The sequence below is a fragment of the Paraburkholderia dinghuensis genome (genome assembly GCF_003837865.1).
Taxonomy (GTDB): Bacteria; Pseudomonadota; Gammaproteobacteria; order Burkholderiales; family Burkholderiaceae; genus Paraburkholderia; species Paraburkholderia dinghuensis.
Genome location: NZ_RQIS01000009.1, coordinates 139532 through 154984 on the forward strand (window position 1 = coordinate 139532; position 15453 = coordinate 154984).

14 protein-coding genes and 2 pseudogenes are annotated in these 15453 nt (G+C 61.2%); 9 read left to right on the forward strand and 7 right to left on the reverse strand.

The window, feature by feature from the left end; all coding sequences use genetic code 11:
• Window positions 1-190 precede the first annotated feature (190 nt).
• Window positions 191-1435: an NAD(P)/FAD-dependent oxidoreductase gene (locus tag D1Y85_RS14065; RefSeq protein ID WP_185218984.1), complete on the forward strand. Its 1245-nt coding sequence runs from the start codon at window positions 191-193 to the stop codon at window positions 1433-1435.
• A 245-nt stretch (window positions 1436-1680) separates the two neighbouring features.
• On the opposite strand, the gene D1Y85_RS14070 is transcribed toward D1Y85_RS14065, so the two are convergent.
• Window positions 1681-3174, reverse strand: coding sequence for an MmgE/PrpD family protein (locus D1Y85_RS14070; protein WP_124151669.1), 1494 nt, complete (start codon window positions 3172-3174; stop codon window positions 1681-1683).
• Window positions 3175-3316: 142 nt separating this feature from the next.
• On the opposite strand from D1Y85_RS14070, the gene D1Y85_RS14075 reads away from it, so the two are divergent.
• The gene (locus tag D1Y85_RS14075; protein WP_124151670.1) at window positions 3317-4345 is read left to right on the forward strand and encodes a LysR family transcriptional regulator; all 1029 of its coding nucleotides are present in this window, start codon (window positions 3317-3319) and stop codon (window positions 4343-4345) included.
• An 87-nt stretch (window positions 4346-4432) separates the two neighbouring features.
• On the opposite strand, the gene D1Y85_RS14080 is transcribed toward D1Y85_RS14075, so the two are convergent.
• Both D1Y85_RS14080 and D1Y85_RS14085 read right to left on the reverse strand, forming a co-directional pair.
• Window positions 4433-5188 (reverse strand): SDR family oxidoreductase, encoded by a 756-nt coding sequence (locus tag D1Y85_RS14080; RefSeq protein WP_124151671.1) that lies wholly within the window; start codon window positions 5186-5188, stop codon window positions 4433-4435.
• 53 nt (window positions 5189-5241) lie between these two features.
• Window positions 5242-5643, reverse strand: coding sequence for a nuclear transport factor 2 family protein (locus tag D1Y85_RS14085; protein ID WP_124151672.1), 402 nt, complete (start codon window positions 5641-5643; stop codon window positions 5242-5244).
• Window positions 5644-5859: 216 nt separating this feature from the next.
• Here D1Y85_RS14085 and D1Y85_RS14090 point away from each other — a divergent pair, with 216 nt between their 5' ends.
• Entirely contained in the window at window positions 5860-6498 is a 639-nt protein-coding gene (locus tag D1Y85_RS14090; protein ID WP_124151770.1) for a TetR/AcrR family transcriptional regulator, read from the forward strand.
• Window positions 6499-6677: 179 nt separating this feature from the next.
• Here D1Y85_RS14090 and D1Y85_RS14095 read toward each other — a convergent pair whose 3' ends face one another.
• Together D1Y85_RS14095 and D1Y85_RS14100 are read right to left on the reverse strand one after the other, a co-directional pair.
• On the reverse strand, window positions 6678-7313 hold the full coding sequence (locus D1Y85_RS14095; RefSeq protein WP_185218985.1) for an energy transducer TonB: 636 nt from the start codon (window positions 7311-7313) through the stop codon (window positions 6678-6680).
• An 11-nt stretch (window positions 7314-7324) separates the two neighbouring features.
• Window positions 7325-7885, reverse strand: coding sequence for a hypothetical protein (locus D1Y85_RS14100; protein WP_124151673.1), 561 nt, complete (start codon window positions 7883-7885; stop codon window positions 7325-7327).
• A 707-nt stretch (window positions 7886-8592) separates the two neighbouring features.
• On the opposite strand from D1Y85_RS14100, the gene D1Y85_RS14105 reads away from it, so the two are divergent.
• Entirely contained in the window at window positions 8593-9873 is a 1281-nt protein-coding gene (locus D1Y85_RS14105; RefSeq protein ID WP_124151674.1) for an MFS transporter, read from the forward strand.
• 78 nt (window positions 9874-9951) lie between these two features.
• Here D1Y85_RS14105 and D1Y85_RS27935 read toward each other — a convergent pair whose 3' ends face one another.
• A complete protein-coding gene (locus tag D1Y85_RS27935; protein ID WP_281278286.1) occupies window positions 9952-10077 on the reverse strand; it encodes a hypothetical protein in 126 nt (41 codons plus the stop codon).
• Between the two features lie 127 nt (window positions 10078-10204).
• Between D1Y85_RS27935 and D1Y85_RS14110 the strand changes: the two genes are divergently transcribed.
• Complete coding sequence (locus D1Y85_RS14110) at window positions 10205-10405, forward strand: hypothetical protein (protein ID WP_124151675.1); 201 nt, start codon at window positions 10205-10207, stop codon at window positions 10403-10405.
• Window positions 10406-10616: 211 nt separating this feature from the next.
• Window positions 10617-10850 (forward strand): annotated as a pseudogene (locus D1Y85_RS14115) (IS6 family transposase); the annotation flags it as partial.
• Window positions 10851-10914: 64 nt separating this feature from the next.
• Here D1Y85_RS14115 and ycaO read toward each other — a convergent pair.
• Window positions 10915-12627: a 30S ribosomal protein S12 methylthiotransferase accessory factor YcaO gene (gene ycaO, locus D1Y85_RS14120; protein ID WP_124151676.1), complete on the reverse strand. Its 1713-nt coding sequence runs from the start codon at window positions 12625-12627 to the stop codon at window positions 10915-10917.
• A gap of 294 nt (window positions 12628-12921) precedes the next feature.
• Between ycaO and D1Y85_RS27585 the strand changes: the two are divergent.
• From D1Y85_RS27585 to D1Y85_RS14130, 3 genes and pseudogenes are all read left to right on the forward strand, one after another.
• Window positions 12922-13117, forward strand: a pseudogene (locus D1Y85_RS27585) (transposase); the annotation flags it as partial.
• Between the two features lie 139 nt (window positions 13118-13256).
• Entirely contained in the window at window positions 13257-14867 is a 1611-nt protein-coding gene (locus tag D1Y85_RS14125; protein WP_124151677.1) for an MFS transporter, read from the forward strand.
• A gap of 51 nt (window positions 14868-14918) precedes the next feature.
• A complete protein-coding gene (locus D1Y85_RS14130; RefSeq protein WP_124151678.1) occupies window positions 14919-15353 on the forward strand; it encodes a hypothetical protein in 435 nt (144 codons plus the stop codon).
• Window positions 15354-15453 lie beyond the last annotated feature (100 nt).

Here is a 15453-nt window from a genome sequence, read left to right on the forward strand (position 1 = left end):
CGGCGCGTGGCACCACGCGCCGCATCGGGCCGCGAGGCGGCTCTGGCCAGGTGCATATCCGGTCGCCGACGACAACGGGTATTGAAATGACGAGGGCGGCACGAAGCGTGTCAGCGTCACGAACTCACGCGGCGCGCGTATTGGATGTGCAGGACGAAAGGGACGTATGAAACAGAGCATTGAAGAAACAATGAAGACCCAATCAATCCGTCGCGAAGTCGTGGACGTGGCGATCATTGGCGCCGGCCCGTCCGGAGCGGTCGCTGCTGCGCTGCTGCGCAAGGCCGGACGTTCCGTGCTTGTGCTGGAGCGGCAGCACTTTCCGCGCTTTTCGATTGGCGAGAGCCTTCTGCCGCAAAGCATGGCGTACCTCGAAGAAGCGGGCATGCTGCAGGCGGTGGTGGAGGCTGGCTTTCAGTACAAGAATGGTGCCCGTTTCGTGTGGCGCGACAAGGCGTCGTCGTACGACTTCCGCGACAAGCATTCGGCGGGCTGGGGCACGACGTATCAGGTGGAGCGCGCGAAATTCGACGAGGTGCTGATCGGCAGCGCCGCGCAGCAGGGCGCAGAAGTGCGCTTCGGCCATACGGTGCTGGGAATGCGCACGGGCGATGCGCCAGTGCTGGAGGTCGTCGACGAGAGCCAGTCGCGCTACGACGTACACGCGCGTTTCGTACTCGACGCGAGTGGCTTCGGCCGCGTTTTGCCACGCCTGCTGGATCTGGAGGCGCCGACCAGTCTGCCGACGCGTGCCGCTTTGTTCAGTCATGTGCGTGACGGGCTGCCGCTCGATGCTTCAGATCGCAACAAGATATACATCGCAACGCACCCCGAGCGTCGCGACGTATGGTTCTGGATGATTCCACTCGCGGGCGGGCGTACTTCGGTGGGGTGTGTCGCCGAGCCCGCTTTTCTCGACGTCCCCGAGTCGGAGCGCGAGACGCGCCTGCGAGCGCTGATTCGCGAGGAGCCGACGCTGAATCGTCTGATCGGAGACGCGCCGTTCCTGCTGCCGGTGAACCAGATCACCGGTTACACGGCAAACGTGGAACGGTTGCACGGTCCCGGCTACGCGCTGCTCGGCAACGCGGGCGAGTTTCTCGACCCGGTGTTTTCGTCGGGCGTCACCATCGCGCTGCGTTCGGCACACCAGGCGGTCATGGTGCTTGAGCGTGCGCTCGGCGGTGAAGCAGTAGACTGGCTGGCCGAATACGACGTGCCGTTGCGCAAGGGGATAGAAACGTTCCGCGCATTCGTCGAGCGCTGGTACACGGGCGAACTGCAGGACATCATTTACTACCCGCATCAGACACCCGGGATCCGCCGCATGATCAGCGCCGTGCTGGCCGGCTACGCGTGGGACGAGTCAAATCCCTATGTGGCCGATCCAGTGCGCAGGCTCGACGCGCTTCACAAAGCTTGCTCGAATTCTTGACAGATCCGGCGATAGAAGAAGCCCTGTATGCCGTGCCTCACTACATCGTCAGGTTGTTCCAATTGCGCGCCCGCAGAATATTTCTGCGGGCACCCTATTTGACAACCACCGTCAGCTCTTCCAGACGGCCTTGATCAGATGCTTACGCAGTGTCCCGATGCGCCGGCGGGCAGCGTCACGTCTCGAATGTCTCTCTCGTCGCCATGGAGCGTGGCGGTGCACGCCCCATGGCGACCTGCTCGCACTCAGGCGCGTGCCACGCCCAGCCGGGCGATCTGAGCGGCGTTCGCCAGCTTTTCCACGTTCCAGCACGCATTGATCAACTCGCGCGCCTGACTGTCGGGCAGGATGCCTGCCACCAGGTCGAGGAACTTGGCCTCCAGCTGCTGGTTGCTCATCGGCACTTCCAGGCTGCCGACGGCGTGCTCGATGAACTTGTGGTACTGGCGGCCATCCTTCATCGTGATGGTCATATCGACCTGCTCGGGCTTGATCTTCGGATCGATGGTGGCGCTCACGCGGTCGCGCAGGGCGATGACGGCCGGGTCCTGTACCGCGCGGTCGCTGTACTGGCGCTCGCCGGCCGCGCCTTCGATGATGGCCACGGCGACCGAGTGATAGACGCTGAACTTGCCTTCGAGGCCAATGCGGGGTGTCTTCTTGCCGGTCAGTTCGATCACCAGCGGATGCACCTTGAGGTCGATGCTCGCGATCTGATCAGCCTTTAGCCCATATTCATTGCGCAACTGGATGGCTGCATCGATGGCCGGGTGGATGACGATGCCGCAGGCAAACGGCTTGTAGGTGTTCAGAGCGGCTTCATAGCGCTGGCCGAGGCCGCTGGTAATTTCGTTGTAGTCCTGCTTCGTGCTGATGGTGTTGGCCCAACCGCGCTTTGCTTCGATCATGGCGTCCGAACTGGTGTAGCCCTTGCTCGCGAGAATGGCAGCGAAAAGGCCGTTGCTGGCCGCCCGGCCCGGGTTGAAGCTCTTGTTCATCGAGCCGAACGACTCGCGCAACCCCACGGGCTGTGATGCCGCGAGGCCCAGCGCCCACACCATCTCCTGTTCGTTCAGCCCGAGCACCTTGCCGGCCGCAGCGGCTGCGCCGAATACACCGGCCGTTCCGGTGATATGCCAGCCCACGTCATAGTGATTCGGGTAGACCGCATTGCCGATACGGCATTCGGTTTCCACGCCAAGCACGAGGGCATTCAGGAAGTCCGTGCCCGACACCGGGTGATATTCCGACAAGGCCAGCAGCGCCGACGTCACCGGACCGGCGGGGTGGATGATGGTCTTCAGGTGCGTGTCGTCGAAGTCGAAGATATGGCTCGACACGCCGTTGATGAAGGCCGCATTCAGGATGTCGAAGCGTTCGTGGCGGCCCAGCAGGCCGGCCTGAGCCGGGCCCGAGAACGGCGTGAGGGCCGATACCGCGCGATCGACGGTCTCGTGATGCGAGCCGCCCACGGCCACACCGATCCAGTTGAGCAGCGTGCGGGTGCCTTCCCGGCGCACGTTCTCGGGGAGATCCTCATAGCGCGCGCCGACGATATAGCGCGCCAGGGTGCGGGTCACGCCCTGTCCGGAGGACGAAGCGCCGGCGGAAGCGCCGCTGGCGGGTTGGCTTGCAGCGTCAGTAGCGGCCATGGTGATACGCGAGAAGCCTGCCGTCGTGGCGGCAAGCGATGCAAGGGCACCGGCCTTCAGTACGGCGCGGCGGTTAAACGAGGTCATGCGATTCTCCTCCGTCGATTGTGATTGTTGTCGTGCGGCTTTTCTTCTGGAAACGGGCGTTCTGACTCCGCCCGCTGTGATATTGCACCGGAAACGGCTGCGATAGAATTGCAAATACCACACCTATTGATGCACCGGACGCATGAATCTGGAAATCAGCGATCTTCGCGCCTTTGTCGCCGTGGCTGAACGCGGCAACTTCCGCGCCGCTGCGGAGGATATCCACCTCTCGCAGCCGGCGTTGTCGCGTCGCATCGCCAAGCTTGAAAGCAATCTGGGCGTACGTCTTCTGGAGCGCACCACCCGACGCGTGGACCTGACGGCCTTCGGACGCGATTTCGCCCGAAAGGCACGCGAGGTGCTGAACAACTTCGAGGAATCGTTGCTGGGGCTCACCGAGGTGGCCACGCGAATGAGCGGCGAGGTGAGCATCGCGTGCGTGCCGTCCGCGGTTCGACACTTCATGCCCGAGGTGCTGCGCGATTACCACGAGCGGTATCCGGGCATCCATATCCGCCTGTCTGACGAAGGCGCGAGCGACGTGCTCTCCAGCGTGGCGCGTGCCGAGGTGGATTTCGGCCTGAACTACATCGGTGCCCAGGAGGAGAACATTGCCTTCCAACCCATCCTGAAGGAGCGCTTTGTGCTGGCCTGCCACCGCGACCATCCGCTTGCGCGGCGTCGGCAGGTGAGCTGGGCCGAGTTGCGCGCCTATGACTACATGACGGTCGCCAAGGCCAGCGGCAACCGTTTTCTGCTGGACCTGGCGCTGGCGGAAACCCCTGATCTTCCTCGCTCGTTCTGCGAGGTGCGGCACGTGATGAGTATCGTGAGCCTGGTGGAAGCGGGTGTTGGCATTGCAGCGGTGCCAAGCCTCGCTATGCCTCCGGGCGAGCATCCCACACTGGCGAGCGTTCCGCTGGTAGAGCCGGCGGTGACGCGCACCATCGGGCTGATCCGCCGGCGCGGGTTGGTCTTGTCACCAGCCGCGCAACAGCTCTACGACACCATCCTCGCCTTCGCGCGGCGACGCGGCGGTGGCGTGCGCAGCGGCGTGGCCAGGTCACCAGGGACTGCTCGCAATCGCGCCGATGGTTCCAGAGTGCCGGTAGGCGAAGCGAAGACTAGTCGTACCCGTCAACGAAAAAATTCCCAGCACGGCGCCGGCTGAACGCGAGTTTCCGGCATCGAGGATTGTCCCGGGCGAAACGTGTTGTGAGACCCTGTCGCGCCAACCGTTGCGGTGCCTGTCAATGCTTCATCCGCTGAACACTTCCAGCATCTGCGCATTAAAACCGTTGACGAACGCATGTTCATTGAGCCCCGGGTTCTCGCGGAACTGCTTTGCACGTTCAACCAGAACCTCATCCGCATCCGTTCCGAGAACAGCGATCGTTTCTTCGATGAACGCGTCAAGCGGCATCGCCTGTTCGGCCTCACGGCTGTTCATGAGGTCCGTGCGCACCCAGGGCGGTGCAATCTCCAGTACGCGAACCTTCGCATCGCGCAGCATGAATCGTTGCGAAAGGATGTACGAATGCAGTGCCGCCTTGGTCGACGAATACACTGCCGTCGGCGCCAGCGGAACGAAGGCCAGGATCGAACTGGTATAGGCAACGACAGCATCGTCCCGGGTCTTGAGGTGGTCGATCAGCGCCGACGTCATGCGGATCGGCCCCATGAGGTTGGTCGTAATATGGGCGACCATCTGCGCGTCGTCGATGTGCCCGTCCGCCTCATCAGGCTGCATGATTCCCGCGTTGTTGATCAGCACGTTGAGATCGGGATAGTCCGCGATCAGTTGCACCGCGACCCTGGCAATACTGGCCGGGTCCTCAATGTCGAGTTCGATTGCCGCCATGCCGGGATTCGCCGCTACGACTTCGTTGAGAAGGCTACGCCGGCGGCCGCTGATAATGACCTTGTTGCCACGCTTGTGGAGTGCCTCGGCGAGCCCGCGGCCAATGCCCGAACCGCCACCCGTGATAAAGACCGTGTTTCCGGTGAGTTTCATGATCGCTTTCCAGTTGAAGTTGCGGTAGTTGTGCCGTGGTTGTGCTGCGGTAATCAGGCAGGGAAGCTGTCGCCGAACATCGGCAGGCCGCTCGCGGATTCGGCTTCTTTTGCTTCGTCCTGAAGGACGTCCCAGTGCTCGGCGAGCTTGCCGTTTTCGAAGCGGACGATGTCCGCTGCAATCCACGCAGCAGGCCTTCCGTGTCCCGAGAAGCGCCCATGTGCAATGACATAGTCGCCCTCGGCGAGGATCAACTGGTTCTCGTAGCGCAACGTATCGGGCAGCGTGCGGATGAGATCGAACAGGCCGTCGCGTCCCGGTGAAATGTGGGCGCTGTGCTGAATGTAGCGGTCGGACCAGAAGCGCTCGGCTGCGTCGTAGTCGCGCTTGTTGAACAGCGTATCGAACGCTTCGAGCACCAGCGCCTTGTTCTGTTCGGGGGTTGTCTTCGTCATGTTCAAGCCTCTTTCAGGATTCAGGTGACGACGTGACGCGTCGGATAGCCCTCGCGCCCCCCGACACCGGGAAACGTCGGGTTATACTCAAGACAATGTTGAGTGACATTGTCATTGTGGTGGATTGTGGTTGCCGCCCAAGGTCATGTCAATGGTGATCACCATTGTATTTATCAATGGGGTCTATTAGGCCGTTGTTGGCCGAAGGGAGGCGTGGTGGGTGTTTCCAGACAGCAGGCGGCTGAAAACCGGGTCGCGATCGTGGCAGCCGCCGAGAAGTTGTTTCGCGAGCGCGGTGTCGATGCGGTGGGGCTGGCGGAACTGATGAAGGCGGCGGGTTTTACACAGGGGGGGTTCTACAACCACTTCAAATCCAAAGACGCGCTGGTTGCCGCAGTGATGGAAAAGGCGATAGTAGAGGGCGGCGAGACGTTTACCGCTGAAATCGAACACGCCAGGTCAGCTAACGTCAATCCGGTCATGCAATGGATTGAGTGGTATCTCTCACCCGAGCATCGCGCGAATATCGATGCGGGGTGTCCGCTGTCGGCATTTGCGGGCGACGCGCGACGGCTCGGCGACGTGGCGCGCGGCTCTTACGCAGAAGGGCTCGCGGCGAGCCTCGAACAATTCGCCAAGGTCATCGAAGAGGCGGAGGGGACGAGCGAAGGGGGGCGCAGGAAGGCAATTACTCTGTTCAGTCAGATGGTCGGAACGTTGCTGCTTTCCCGGGCTATCGCTGACGTTGATCCGGCGCTCGCTGATGAGATTCTTGAGGAGGGTCGCGAGCATCTCGTCGCCACCGTGGATACGCGACGCGAAAGTCGATCACGTGGACGTTCGCGCCGAAAGTAGGCCGATGTGATTTTCTTCTCGCAGAGCTGCTCCTGGATTCGGCGCTGGGCGCGGCTTGCTATGGGGGAATATGTCTGTCGAGCAAGTCGCGTGGCGCTGAACGTGCGGGTTTGACCCGTGGGGCAGAGTCCGGCGAGGAGCAGACGTTCGGGCGTTCACGCGGAACGTCTGCTTTTCGTTCAATGCGTCGCCTGCTGCGCTCCTATCCCGCTCTGCGCGGTACTCGTCCCAAGCGCCTGCCCGATTGCATCGGGCAACTTCCTGACCGCCTCGATCGTTGCTCGATCTGCCGATAACCCGAAGTTGTGCTTGAACTCGTTGAACTCGGCATGGCCGCTGCCGGTGACTTGTGGCTTCGCAATAACCTTGCCGGATGGATCGGCGACCGTGCATGTCAACGTGACGCGAAAGTCGGTCGGCGGCCAGGTGACAATGCTCGGCGACGACGAAGTCGTCGTGATCTCCGGCGTAATCACGTACGTCAGACCTTTCGCGCGCGCAGCCGCTTCGGTCGGCGCTTCGTCGAGCTTCACTACATCCTTGAACGTCTGTGAAAGTGCGAGATAGACCGGAAACTCGAGATCGCGATACGGTTTGTATGCGACCTTGTCGCCGCCGCCGCCGGGCGTCACGATTTCCTGTGTGCGCATTGCATTCGTGACCACCAGGCCGACGGTCGCGCTGATTTGATCGGGTTTCTTCGCGGGCGTCAGTGATGCCGCGTCGGGCGCAATCGTGATGTTGTGCGCGCAGCCCGCAAAAAGGCTGATCCCGATGCACAGGGTGGCAACGCGTATATATCGGCGAATGTTCATGTGAATCCCCTTTAATGAATAGCTTTCATGAAAACTGGATCGGCGTAGAGTGTCGCCAACAAGGTCTGAACGACCTGTGGATACGCAGCGGTTGCATTGTTGATGGCGACGACGCCCATAAACGAGGAGTTCCAGCTGCCCGTCGCGGTCTTAACGCTGTCGTAGACGGTGTCTGAGCCGCGACGCACGATGAAGCGTGCCGAGATGGTCGCTTCTCCGCGCGACAGACCCGATGCGTCGATATCGTTCTTGAGCAGCACGCCGCTGACTTCGAACTTCGCGTTCGGTGACAGGTCGCCTGCGACCGCGAATTCCTGTTCCATCGCGTTCGACAAGTACATACCAAACGAGTCGCCGACCGGTGAGCGCATGCGCGCGGCGCGCAGCTGGACAGGGTAGGGGTTGTCTCGGGTCTTTGGCGCATCGAACGGCTTGATGCGTGCTTCGACCGTACCCGTCGACTTCAGCGTCTGGAGGTTGTCTACAGACGGCGTATATCTGGCCGCGTCGACTGACGCGCATGCAGTGAGAACGCAGCTTAACGCCACGCACGCAACAGTCCTGCTTGACATCAATGGCCCCCTTTATTGCGTTGTTATGCGGATATGTGTTTGATCGCGGTGCGCGAAGGTACTTAGGCCCAAACCGGCACAAGTCGACACTGGTCGTGCCGATATCGACTGCGGCCCGATTAGCGCGCGATCAGCGAGTCATTGCGTTTGAGTGAGATGGTCCCGCCTTTCTAGCTACGGCTGTGGCGGGATAAACTTGATAGCGCCTTTGCTGAATTTTTGGGTATTTTTGATTTGGGTTGTACGCGATCTGGGCAAATCGCACCTCGGCAAGACTTGAGTCGTTACGAATTAACGCCGCTTTCGGTCGGGCAACAGTCGTTCGATTCGACGCTAACAAAGGCTGCTTAGGGTCGATGACGGAACTTCGGCACTCAAGCCGATCGCTCCGCGCGTCGGCTTTCGATGGTCTTCCGGGTTCGGCCAGGAGCAGCCGGTCCCCATTGTTTCGTAACCGTCGGAGGTCGAGCGAACAACCGGCGACCGCGCGCTCGCGGCAGGCTCTCAAGGTCCGCCAGATCTGCGATTTTCCCCTGGTACGCTTCAATCGTTGTTACGGCATAATCCGTCATTGAGTGGAAGCGCTTCCATTCGCTGCGAATGTGCCAGAACGTCATTCCGGTTGCTGGCGACCCGCGAATATATTTCTTTCTCGCGGTGGAGTTTGTTTAGTAACTTCCCCTAAAACCGATTGTGAATCCGTCGCTATGTCCAACGAAGACGGCAGAAAATCCGCGTTACGTCAGGTGATGGCATCGAGGCTATTTCCAGGCGCCACGATCGCAATGTTTTTGTCGGGGCTTGGCGCGTCAGCCGCGGCGCCGCAGATCGTGATGTTCATGACGAAAGAGCTTGGTGCGCCGTTGCCGTTGGCGGGACTGTATTACCTGACCAGTCTTGGGGCCCCGATGGCAGGTTTTTTCGTGGGCCGATACTCTGACCGCACCGGGAACCGCCTTGGTCTGTTTCGCGTGTGCGCTGTGACAGGTTTTGCGGGTTGGGCGGGGCTGGCGCTTTCCACATCGGTCTGGATGCCTTTTGTTATTGGCGTCGCTTTGCTGACAATTTCTGGCGCGTCGACCTCGCAGATTTTTGCGGCTGTCCACGATGAACTTGGCCGCAAGCCCGCGGATGCAAACGAAAGTGTCGTCGCCATCATTCGTATGGCACTGACCGGCGGCTGGATCGTAGGGCCGGTCGCGGGCGCGTGGATTGCCGCCATCTATGGATTGCGCCCCATGCTATGGATGACAGCAATCTGTACGCTTTTGCAGATTGCCCCACTCGGAACACTGAAGCCACCACCTGTGGGCAAACCGAAGTCCGCCAGCGCGCCCGCTCATCATGCCAACTTGCGCGCAATGTGGCCGTTGCTGGCGTTCACAGGCCTCTTCATTCTGGTCTACGCAGGAGAACCAATAAAGTACGGATTCCTGCTGATTTATATGGAAGAGCACCTCAAGCTGAGTCCGCCGGTCCGAGGGGCCGTCATCGGGATACAGCCATTTATCGAGCTGCTCATCATGCCTTTCAGCATCGGGCTCGGGCGGAAATTCGGCAATGTGTGGCTGATGTGTTTCGCGGCCGCCCTGGCGGGGCTTGCCAATCTGTGTTTTGCACTCTGGCCGTCGGCCGTGGGTATGTTCGCCGGACAGATCCTTATGGGCGGTGTGTGGGGGATCTTCATGGTGTTGGGGATCATCGTCGCTCAGCGTCTGCTGCCCGATGCGGTAGCGACGGCGTCCGCGATCTTCATGAGTTCGAGCGCGCTTGCCTCGGCACTGGGCGGCAGCGCGGCAGGTCTGGGTGTCGCCATGCTGGGTCTTCCTTATGTCTTCCTGTTGCCCACGGTCTTCGCTGGCCTTGCCGTTGTGGGGCTGGCATTTATGGCACGTAGCGCAAGTTTTCAAAGACACTTGTTCAGTGCGAACACTCCGAGAGATTCATCCCCAGCGTCGCGGCAGTCGACGAGCGAAACGACCAGTTGATATAGATCAGGTAGCGCGTGGCCATTTTGGAGTGCCGTTAGCGATTGCCATCCGGTTAAGGCCTGTCAGGCTTTAGATCTACCGTGATTCGTTGAGCAAACGAGCGTCAGTTATCCGCAGCTTCTTTCCGGTCTTGCCGTGGCGACCTTGCCGGATGCCGGTGAGTTCCGCCATTTCGTCAGCTGAAAGGAAGGTGTCGCTCATTGCTCGCTCGAGTTTCTGTTTGCCGCCGACACATCGGTCGCCGTGTACGGGAGAGCGGTCACCTTGCTCTTCAATATTCTCGCGGATCCCCTAAAATTGATGCTCATGCTGTTGCTGGAGAGCGAAGATGGACCGGAAAAAAGCTGAGGACGTTTTGATCGTGGCCGACGAAGTGGCCGATCTCGTGATGCATGGCTTCGACCTTACGATGGACACCGCAGACGGCCGCGCGCTTTACGCCCGCACGTTCACCGCGTACGTGCACAGTGAGGTCGGTGATGTGCCCATGTCCGAGCTCTACGACGCATTGCAGGGAGCGCGTGGCTGACTGCATCGCTCCAGGTGTAGCGTGGCTTCACGCCGAGCCGCGCCTGGTTCCATAGATTCACCGGCCTTGGCCTTCTGACCCACCGTTTCGGGGTGGGCCGGACTTTGTCACGTTAAAGCGGACTGGCGCGAAAGGGCGGGGAGCGTTGGCCGGGCAAATTGTCGGGATGTACGCGTCCCGACCTCTGTACTACCGCCACCGTTATCCCCGTGATCGCGCAGCGAAGAGTCACCAGCCGACCCGCGAGCGCGAGCGGCGCATGCGCCGATTCCGCGACCCGGAGCGAGCTCAGACCTTCCTGATGAACTTCGGTCCGATCCGTCAGCACTTCGCCTCGAAGCGACATCTGCTAACCGCTTCGGTTTATCGCCGGCAGCTTGTCGCGCGCTTCAACTCCTGGTGTGTTTTCGCCGGCATCATCCAGAATCCGCCTGCAGTCCTCTGAAGGGCTGTGACACCTGCCAATGTTGCGGCCCATGACCACTACGCGACAAAGCCCTTCAGGCAACTCAGGCGAACAGCTTGTCGTACGCCGCCAGCAACGTCTGGTGCATCGCGCTGCCCTGCATGTCCGCGCCCAATTCGTCCAATCCGAAGAAGCGTTCACTGCGACCGAGTAATGCCTCGGCCTGGCGGACGGATTCGGCGCCATACAACAGCACCAGCGAGCGACGATAGTTCGCCACGTCCTCGACATTAAGCATGCTTTCGATGCATCGATACACCATGCGGCGCGACGCGGGCAGGTCCTTGAAGTAGTGAATCCACTGGCAACCTTCGATGATCGCATCCTCATCGCCGACGGCCAGCGCCAGCAGCGTTTTCAGTTCACCGATCCGAAGTTGCGCCCACGGCGTGCCGGCCGGAATGGCGAGACCGAGGATTTCCCACAGCGGACGTTCATCGTTCAGGTTCATTGTCTGCAGGTCGGCCAGCAAGGTCGCGCACTCTTCCTGGGTCAACGCCGACAGGCGCACCAGCCTCGGACGCAATTCATTGCCGATGCTGTTGTTCTCCCATTCCAGGTCTTCCACCGGGTAGATCTCGGACATGCCAGGCACGAGGATGCGGCAGGTATAGGCGCCTTGTTCGGTGAAGTCAGATACGTAAATATCCTTGCCTTCGCGATGCACGCAATCGACCAGCCAGCGGTAGTCTTCCTCAGTGGTGCTGCTGAAGTTCCAGTCCGTGAATGGGAAATCCGGCGTATCGCCCATGAAGTCCCAGCTGACCACGCCGCTAGAATCGACAAAATGGATTTCCAGGTTAGCGACAGCATTGACTTCACTCATATCGAAGCTTGGTTCCGCAAAACCTTCCAGCGAGTCGAGTGCACGCCCCTGCAGCAATTCGGTCATCGCCCGCTCCAGCGCAATCTCGAAACGCGGATGCGCGCCAAAACTAGCGAATACGCCCTGGTCTCCTGGATGCACGAGGGTCACATTCATGACGGGATAGCGTCCGCCGAGCGACGCGTCTTTCACCAGGATACCGAATCCCGCCTTGCGCAGTCCGGCGATGCCGTTGCAGATGTTCGGGTAGCGCGCGATCACTTCATCAGGCACTTCGGGCAGACACAGTCCTTCACTGATGACGCGATACTTGATGTGCCGTTCGAAGATTTCGGACAGGGCCTGGGTACGTGCTTCCATCATCGTATTGCCGGCCGCCATGCCGTTGCTGACGTAGAGGTTGCCGATGATATTGACCGGGATGAAGGTCTGCGCGCCGTCGCGCAGACGGGTATAGGGCAAAGTGCAGATGCCGCGCTCTACATCGCCTGAATTGAGGTCAACCAGCACCGTGCCGTCGATTTCGCCTTCCGGGTTGTAAAAGGCGTGCAGCTCCGGGTTGAGGATTTCAGCCGGCCAGAGGCCGTCTGCCGTCGGCGCAAACCAGCGCTCTTGCGGATAGTGCACGAACGGACGCTTGGCGCGCGTTTCCCCAAGATAAAAATGCGTCCAGTAATAATGTGTACTCAAGCGTTCGAAAAACTCACCATATGCGCTGGCGCGTGCCGCAAGTTCGGTTGCGCCTTTTCCGTTCGAAAACAGCATCGGGCAATCGTTGTCCTTCATGTGGATGGACCAGATCCCGTCGACTTCATTCTGCAAAGAGGATTCGTTGAGCCGGAAGCCGCGTGCCGCCAGCTTCGTCCGCATGGTTTCGATGGTCGATTCAAGAGAGGCATCTTTGCCGGGAATGAAATTTTCGGTCTTCATCTGGATTTTTTGGCGCGCGGTAAGAAGGGATGGCACCGCTACGATTTGTCGCTGCGGGCTGCAAGGAATGGCCAGGAGGATATCTATGTGGAGCGGGGTGAACCACGCCCAAACACGCTAACGCGGATCTGCTCCCGATGTGCAGCGCAAGCATACATAAGAGACGACGCTCGAATGAGGGGAGAAGTAAATTGAGATTGCGGTCACGCAAGGTTTAGTTGCTTGTGACCTGCCTGGCGATTCCCGGACACGTTGAAACTCGAGCGAATGGCTTCCGACGAAGAAATGGGAGCCATGAAGAAGGGCCGGTTCACGGAAGAGCAGACGGTCACGATACTGCGCGAGGGGGACAAGACGTCGGTCGCGGAGGTGTCAAAGAAGCACGCGGTAAGCGATCAGACGATCTGCAACCGGTCCCGGTACTTTTGGCGGCGTGGATGTGGTGGACGTCAGGCACCTGAAGCAGCTGGAGCAGGAGAATGTCCGGCTTGGTGCGAGGTAACGCCCCTTCCTTAAAAATTGGCGTATAGCGAAGCATTCCGAAGGACTGACCACCCCGGCCTGTACGGCTTGCCGTGAAGTATCATTTTTCATCGAATACTTTCCTGGTGATTCGACGGGCCTTTCCGATGCCAGCCCCTCTCGACAATCAACGCGACGCAGCGCACGCCGTCGCCGCGCAGGCCGGGCCGTGCGACGAACTGGTCGTTCGCGCGCAGCCCGCCGAGGCCGGCCGGCCGTGCCAACGCAAGCGTCTCGCATTGGCCGCTACGATCCTCGGCTCGAGCATGACTTTCATCGACGGCTCCGCCGTCAATGTCGCGCTGCCGTCTATTCAGCGTGAGCTCGGCGCAAGCGTGGCGGCAATGCAATGGGTCGTCAACGCGTACCTGCTCTTTCTCGGGTCGCTGGTACTGGTGGGCGGGTCTATGGGCGACAAGCTAGGCCGCCGCACGGTGTTCGTCGCAGGCATCGGGCTCTTCGCGCTGGCGTCGGCCGCATGTGGACTCGCGCCGAATGTGAGTTCGCTCATCGCTGCACGTGCGGTTCAGGGCATTGGCGCGGCGCTGCTCGTCCCGAGCGGCCTCGCAATCATCGGCGCCGTGTTCGAAGGGGAGGCACGCGGACGGGCAATCGGCACCTGGGCGGGAGTTGGCGCGATCACGTCGGCGGTGGGGCCGGTGGCAGGCGGCTGGCTCGCCGACTCGTTTTCCTGGCGCGCGATCTTCTTTCTCAATGGTCCGCTTGCGATCGTGACGATCGCCCTGGCGATGTCGTCGGTGCCCAACAGCCACAGGCCCGATGCGCCGCAACACCTGGACTGGTTCGGCGCGGCGGTCGCAGCGACCGGACTAGGCGCATTCACCTATGGGCTGACGGAGGCGTCGGCGCGCGGGTTCGACCATCCACTCGTACTTGGCGCGATCGGCGCCGGCGTGCTGGTGCTAGCCGTGTTCGTGATCGTCGAAGCGAAGAGCCACAATCCGATGATGCCGCTCGACGTGTTTGCTTCGCGCGATTTCACGGGGGCCAATCTCGTTACGTTCCTGCTTTACTTCGGCTTGGGCGGCGCGTTGTTCTTCCTGCCGTTCACGCTGATCCGCGCGCATGGCTACACCGCGACCGAAGCGGGTGCGGCGCTGCTGCCGATGCCGGTCATGATCGGCTTGCTGTCGCGCTTCACCGGCGGTCTGACGAGCCGCTGTGGTTCGCGGACGCTGCTGATTGCAGGGCCCGCCGTCGCCGGAGTCGGGTTCGCGATGCTGGCGCTGCCGTTCGTTCGCGGCGGCTATTGGACAGGTTTCTTCCCTGCGCTCGCCGTGCTCGGGCTCGGCATGACAATCACCGTCGCACCGCTCACCACAGCCGTGATGGGCTCGGTTCCGGGCGACCGCGCGGGCGTCGCTTCTGGCATCAACAATGCTGTTGCACGCGTGGCGAACCTGCTTGCGATTGCGGTGCTCGGCATCGTGTTCGTCTGGTCACACCACGCGGCGCTGGCGGCGCGGCTCGATAAATTGCACGTGCCGCAGGAAGTACGTCGAAGCGGACGGTTACTCGAACCGGTCGCGCAAACCGCGGCCGCATCGGGAGACGCGCATACGCTGCCTCAGACACCCGAGGCTCGCGCAGAAACCGACGCCATCGTCGACGCGCTGCGCGCCGTTGCGCTGGTGTCCGCCGCGTGCGCGTTCGCCGGGGCGGGCCTTGCGGTGGCGATCATCCGTCCTGGCAAATGATGGGGTCTGGCGGCCTGGCGTTATTCGATCCCGACGTCCCGAGGAGGCAACATGAAACGCTTCATTGCGAGGCTCGGAATGAGCATTACCTCGATGCTGACGCGGGGCACCGCGGCAAGCGCGGTTCTGCTGGCGTCCTCCGTCTTTTTCCCGTCGGCGTACGCCCAGCCCGTTACCACGGGTCCACTCAGCATCGACGGATCGGCCGTCGTCCGCGGGCCGTTGACCGTCGATGGCTCGCTGACAGTCGCCGGTGACATCTACGCCCGCGGGCCGATCACGGCGGACTGGATCGAACGGATCCCGCCCAACGATCCTGCCGTACGCCGGCGCAGGGGAGGAAACACGTTCGATGGCCCGCTTACTGTGCATGGCCCGCTGATCGTGCACGGCGATCTGGAAGTGGATGGCCCGATCACCGTCGACGGTCCCGCCGGTGCCGTCGGGCGGGTGAATGCCGAGGGGCCGGTTACCGAGCGCCGTTGAATGTGCGTCGGGCGAGCTGTCTGGAGGTCTGTAGCGTTTGGCAGGTTGCCGCCGGTTGAATCCGCCGTCGCGAACGGTCGATCCCCGAAGCGCAGCCGCT